The sequence below is a fragment of the Actinomyces sp. ICM39 genome (assembly GCF_000282935.1).
GTDB lineage: Bacteria > Actinomycetota > Actinomycetes > Actinomycetales > Actinomycetaceae > Pauljensenia > Pauljensenia odontolytica_B.
In genome coordinates, this window is sequence record NZ_ALCB01000066.1 from 1 (window position 1) to 5,282 (window position 5,282).

Annotated in this window: 6 protein-coding genes; 5 read left to right on the forward strand and 1 reads right to left on the reverse strand. The window is 67.8% G+C overall.

Annotation, left to right across the window (positions count from 1 at the left end):
- Positions 1 to 184: 184 nt before the first annotated feature.
- Positions 185 to 1,540, reverse strand: coding sequence for a replicative DNA helicase (gene dnaB / locus HMPREF1137_RS03800; protein ID WP_007589131.1), 1,356 nt, complete (start codon positions 1,538 to 1,540; stop codon positions 185 to 187).
- 339 nt (positions 1,541 to 1,879) lie between these two features.
- Here dnaB and HMPREF1137_RS03805 point away from each other — a divergent pair, with 339 nt between their 5' ends.
- The 5 genes from HMPREF1137_RS03805 (at position 1,880) to rplI (ending at position 5,228) form a co-directional block, all read left to right on the forward strand.
- The gene (locus HMPREF1137_RS03805) at positions 1,880 to 3,253 is read left to right on the forward strand and encodes an MATE family efflux transporter (RefSeq protein WP_007589135.1); all 1,374 of its coding nucleotides are present in this window, start codon (positions 1,880 to 1,882) and stop codon (positions 3,251 to 3,253) included.
- A gap of 265 nt (positions 3,254 to 3,518) precedes the next feature.
- Positions 3,519 to 3,809: a 30S ribosomal protein S6 gene (gene rpsF, locus HMPREF1137_RS03810; RefSeq protein WP_007589137.1), complete on the forward strand. Its 291-nt coding sequence runs from the start codon at positions 3,519 to 3,521 to the stop codon at positions 3,807 to 3,809.
- A gap of 35 nt (positions 3,810 to 3,844) precedes the next feature.
- Positions 3,845 to 4,411: a single-stranded DNA-binding protein gene (locus HMPREF1137_RS03815; protein WP_003791437.1), complete on the forward strand. Its 567-nt coding sequence runs from the start codon at positions 3,845 to 3,847 to the stop codon at positions 4,409 to 4,411.
- A gap of 94 nt (positions 4,412 to 4,505) precedes the next feature.
- Positions 4,506 to 4,748, forward strand: a complete 243-nt coding sequence (gene rpsR / locus HMPREF1137_RS03820) for a 30S ribosomal protein S18 (protein WP_007589142.1) — start codon at positions 4,506 to 4,508, stop codon at positions 4,746 to 4,748.
- Positions 4,749 to 4,769: 21 nt separating this feature from the next.
- Positions 4,770 to 5,228 carry a 50S ribosomal protein L9 gene (gene rplI, locus HMPREF1137_RS03825; protein WP_007589133.1) on the forward strand — a complete coding sequence of 153 codons (459 nt, stop codon included), beginning with the start codon at positions 4,770 to 4,772 and terminating at the stop codon, positions 5,226 to 5,228.
- Positions 5,229 to 5,282 lie beyond the last annotated feature (54 nt).

The following is a 5,282-nucleotide window of genomic DNA, read 5'->3' on the forward strand; positions in this document are numbered from 1 at the left end:
GAAGCTCGCGTGTGGCGATCTCGCGGGCGGCCGGGCCCGACGGCGCCCGGAACACCAGCGGCACCACAAGCAACAACACGCGGCGCGGACGGCGAGCGGGCGGGCCGCCGCCCACGGGCACACCAAGCAGCCCGGCCCAAACACACAAGCGGCGCCCAGAACACCGGGCCCGGGCAAAGCGCCTTTACTCTCCGCCGCCGCCGGGTTCCGGGCGTCCCGTGTAGTTGACAAAGCGCGCCATGTCGCCCTGGAAGAGGGCGGTGACGGTCGCGGTCGCGCCGGCGCGGTGCTTGGCGACGATGATGTCAGCCTCGCCGGGGCGGTCTTCCTTGTCGTAGTAGTCGGGGCGGTGCAGCAGGATGATGATGTCGGCGTCCTGCTCGAGCGAGCCGGATTCGCGCAGGTCGCTCATCATGGGCTTGCGGTCGGTGCGACCCTCGGAGTTACGGTTCAGCTGCGCGACGGCGATGACCGGGATGTCGAGGTCCTTGGCCAGGAGCTTGAGGTTTCGCGACATCGCGGAGACTTCCTGCTGACGCGACTCGACCTGGCGGCCGCTCGTCATGAGCTGGAGGTAGTCGATGACGACGAGGCCCAGGTTTTCCTGCTGCTTGAGGCGGCGGCACTTCGAGCGGATCTCGGAGATGGTGATGTTCGCGGAGTCGTCGACGTACAGGGGTGCCTCGCTCATGCGCGAGGTGGTTTCGGCGACCTTGCGCCAGTCGACGTCGCTCATTTTGCCGGCCTGCATCTTGGACAGGCGCACGCCGGACTCGGCGGAGAGCATACGCATCGCGATTTCCTGCGAGCTCATTTCCAGGGAGAAGATCAGCGACGTGATGCCGTGCTTCATGGACGCCGATCGGCAGAAATCCAGGGCGAGCGTGGACTTACCCATGGCGGGTCGGGCGGCGACGATGATCATCTGGCCGCCGTGCAGGCCCTGGGTGAGTTCGTCGAGGTCGGTGAAGCCGGTGGGCACGCCGTTGAGCTTGCCCTGGTTCTTCTCGATGTCTTCGAGCGCGTTGAGGATGTCCGAGCTCATCTGCGTCATGGAGACGTAGTCTGTGGTTTCGCGCCCGTCGGAGACGGCGTAGACCTCGGCCTGGGCTTGGTCGACGATCTCGTCGACGTCGCCGCCCGCGTCCGCGTAGCCGAGCTGGACGACGCGCGTTCCCGCGGTGACGAGGCGGCGCATGATGGCGCGCTCGCGCACGATGCGCGCGTAGTAGGCGGCGTTCGCGGCGGTGGGCACGGAGGCGATGAGGGTGTGCAGGTAGGCGGCGCCGCCCACCTTCGACAGGACGCCCGCGCGCTTGAGTTCGCCGGCGACGGTGATCGCGTCGGCGGGTTCCGCGCGGCCGTTGAGTTCGACGATGGTGTCGAAGATCGTCTCGTGGCTGGGCTGGTAGAAGTCCTGCCCGCGCAGCATCTCGGAGACGACGTTGGCGGCCTCGGTCGTCAGCATCATCGATCCGAGGACGCTCATCTCCGCGTCGATGTCCTGCGGCGGGACGCGGTCGAACTGGTCGTCGGACATCGTGATCCTCTCGGGTGCGCGGGCATATAGGGACGAGGCCGGGGCCGGGCTGGGTGCCGCGAGCGCGGCCTGAAGCCCTGTGGATAGAGAGCCTTCAGGCGAAGACTAACGCGTTGTAGGCGATCGCGCGACCGGCGCTGTGCACGGGCATGTGCACATATTGTGGATAACCTGTGCACAACGCCGACGACGCCTGTGTACAACGCGAAATGACCGATCTGTCAGGGCAGATATCCTCATCACAGTCACATCATTGTCATTCATTGAGCCATCTAGAATTTCCCAATGTACGGCTTTCCACAGGCCTGTGCACACATTGTGGAAAAGAATCGGAGTGTCATGACGAGCACACAGGGACCCAGCGACCCGACCTCACCCGCGAAGCGTGAGGGGGACCCCGCCTCGTCGGCCCCGACGATCACCACGCGGATGATCCTGGCGCTCGCGCTGCCCTCTCTGGGGGCCCTCATTGCGGAGCCTCTGTTCACCGTCATCGACTCCACGATGGTGGGCCATCTGGGAACCCCGCAGCTGGCGGGCCTGGGCATCGCGTCAACCGTGCTGAACACGGCGGTCGGGCTCTTCATCTTCCTCGCCTACTCGACGACCTCCCTGGCGGGCCGGCACCTGGGGGCCGGGCGACGCGACCGTGCGATCCGCTCGGGGGTCGAGGCCATGTGGCTGGCGGGAGGCCTTGGCACCCTCGCCGCGATCCTCCTGGCCGTCTTCGCCTCTCCCCTGCTCACCTGGCTAGGGGCCGACGCGGCCACCATGCCGCACGCCCTGGCCTACCTGCGCGCCTCCGCGCCCGGCCTCGTCGGCATGTTCGTCGTCCTGGCGGCGACCGGCACCCTGCGCGGGCTGCAGGACACGCGCACTCCCTTGGTCGCAGCGTCCGTGGGCGCGGCCTTCAACGCGGTGGCCAACTGGGTGCTCATGTATCCCCTCGGCCTGGGGGTGGCGGGTTCAGGCCTGGGCACCGCGATCACCCAGACGCTGATGGCGGCGTTCCTCGGGTGGATGATCGTGCGAGCGGCCCGGCGCGAGGGCGTGAGCCTGCGCCCCTCCACGCACGGCCTGTTCGGCGCGGCACTCGAGGGAGCGCCTCTGCTCGTGCGCACCCTCGCACTGCGCGTCGCCCTCCTGGCGACCCTGAGCGCGGTCACCGCGATCTCCACCCAGGCCCTGGCCGCTCACCAGATCGTGTGGACCCTGTGGTCCTTCGCCGCGTACGTGCTCGACGCCCTCGCGATCGCCGCCCAGGCGCTCGCCGGATTCACAACCGGCACCGGAGAGCGCGGCGCCATGCGCCCCCTCCTGCGCACCCTCTCACGCTGGGGCATCGGCTTCGGCGTCGCCGTCGGCGTCGCTCTGGCGATCACCGCGCCCTGGATTACCCGCATCTTCACGACCGACCAGACCGTCATCGACTACGCGACCGTCGCCATCATCGTCGGCGCACTCTTCCAGCCCATCGCAGGCTACGTCTTCCTCCTCGACGGCGTCCTCATCGGCGCGGGCCGAGGCCGCTACCTGGCCGTCGCCGGCATCGTCAACCTTGTCGTCTACGCGCCCCTCCTGTGGGTCATCGCCCACTCCGCCACGCTCACGGCACGCCCCTCCCTCGCCCTCGCGATGGTCTGGCTCGCCTACTCGGCCGTCTACACGGGCATGCGGGCCCTCACCAACGGGCTCGGTGCCCGCTCTCTGTAGCCGATCGACGAGGCCGGGGCCGGCCTCGTCCCCACCCGCGGTTTCGCGCGGGGGTCGGCGTCCCGGCGGGGCGAGCCCACGCCTCGTTCCGAGGAGCCCAATCGTGACCGGAAACGCCCTAGCGAAGACGCTGCCACCCGTGTAAAGTGGGTAGCTGGACTATCCGCACCCGCGGCCGGTCCAGCAGGCCCTCACGGGCCATACGCAACGCCCTCCTGTCACGGACCGTCCGTGACCGTAAAGACCATAGGAGGTGGGAACCAACGTGCGTAACTACGAACTGATGGTGATCCTCGATCCTTCGATCGACGAGCGCACCGTCGCCCCCATGATGGAGAAGTACCTGGCACCCGTGGCTGCCAACGGCGGATCCGTCGAGAACGTTGACGTCTGGGGCAAGCGCCGCCTTGCTTACGACATCCTCAAGCGTTCTGAGGGCATCTACGTCGTCATCGACATGACCACGACCCCCGAGGTCGCTCTCGAGATCAACCGCCGCATGGGCATCGACGAGACCATTCTCCGTACGAAGCTCCTGCGCCCCGACGCTCACTGAGCCGACACCACACCCTCTAAGCCCGAGGAGCCGACATGGCCGGAGATACCGTCATCACTGTCATCGGTAACCTGACCGCTGACCCCGAACTGCGTTGGACGCAGTCCGGTGCCGCGGTCGCCGATTTCACGGTGGCCTCCACCCCCCGAACCTACGACCGTAACGCCGGTGAGTGGCGCGACGGCGACACCCTCTTCATGCGCTGCTCCGTGTGGCGCGAGACCGCTGAGAACGTCGCCGAGTCGCTGCGTAAGGGCATGCGCGTCATCGTTCAGGGTCGCCTCACCCAGCGCTCGTACGACACCCAGCAGGGTGAACGTCGCACGGTCGTTGAGCTGCAGGTCGACGAGGTCGGCCCCTCCCTGCGCCGCGCACGCGCGCAGGTCACCCGCACCGCCCCCTCCGGTGGCGGCGGCTACCAGTCCGACAACCGCGGCCAGCAGGGCGCGCCCCAGCAGGGCGGCGGTTACGGCGGCGGCCAGGGTGGATACGGCCAGGGTGGCGCCAACTACGGCGCACCGACCGGCGGCTCCCCCGAGGACCCGTGGCGTTCCGCCCCCGCTGGCGGCGCCACCTCCTTCGGCGACGAGCCCCCGTTCTAAAGTCGCGCGCCCCGGCACCTACGCCGGATAGCGCCACGTCGAAGACAACACGCTTGGGGCGGCACAGTCCGCCCGGATTCACTAGGAGACCATCATGGCGAAGCCCCAACTTCGCAACAAGCCCATCAAGAAGAAGGCCAACCCGCTGAAGTCGGCCAAGATCGACAAGATCGACTACAAGGACACCGCTCTGCTGCGTAAGTTCATCTCGGACCGCGGCAAGATCCGCGCCCGTCGCGTGACCGGTGTTTCCACGCAGGAGCAGCGCAAGATCGCTCGCGCCGTCAAGAACGCGCGTGAGATGGCTCTGCTGCCCTACTCCACGACCGGCCGCTGATAAGGGAAGGACACAGCTGATATGGCTACCACGAAACTGATCCTCACCCACGACGTCCCCAACCTCGGCCACGCCGGCGAGGTCGTCGAGGTCAAGGCTGGCTACGCCCGCAACTACCTGGTCCCCCGCGGCTTCGCCGCCAAGTGGACCGCCGGCGCGCAGAAGCAGATCGACCAGATCGCCGCTGCTCGTCGCCGCCACGAGATCGCCACGATCGACGACGCTCGCGCCGTGCGCGACGCCCTCCAGGGTGCCGTTGTCGAGATCTCCGGCAAGGTTGGCAACTCCGGCCGCCTGTTCGGCGCCGTCTCCGCTGCTGCGATCGCTGACGCGGTCAAGGAGCAGCTGGGCCAGACCATCGATCGTCGTCGCGTCATCATCGCCTCGCCCATCAAGGCCGTTGGCGACTACACGGTGACCGTCGGCCTGCACCCCGAGGTGTCCGCGAACCTCAAGGTCCGCGTTTCCGCCGCGAAGTGAAGGCTTCACGCATCGGTTGAATGCTGAAGGGGTGGCCCCCGCTCATTCGAGCGG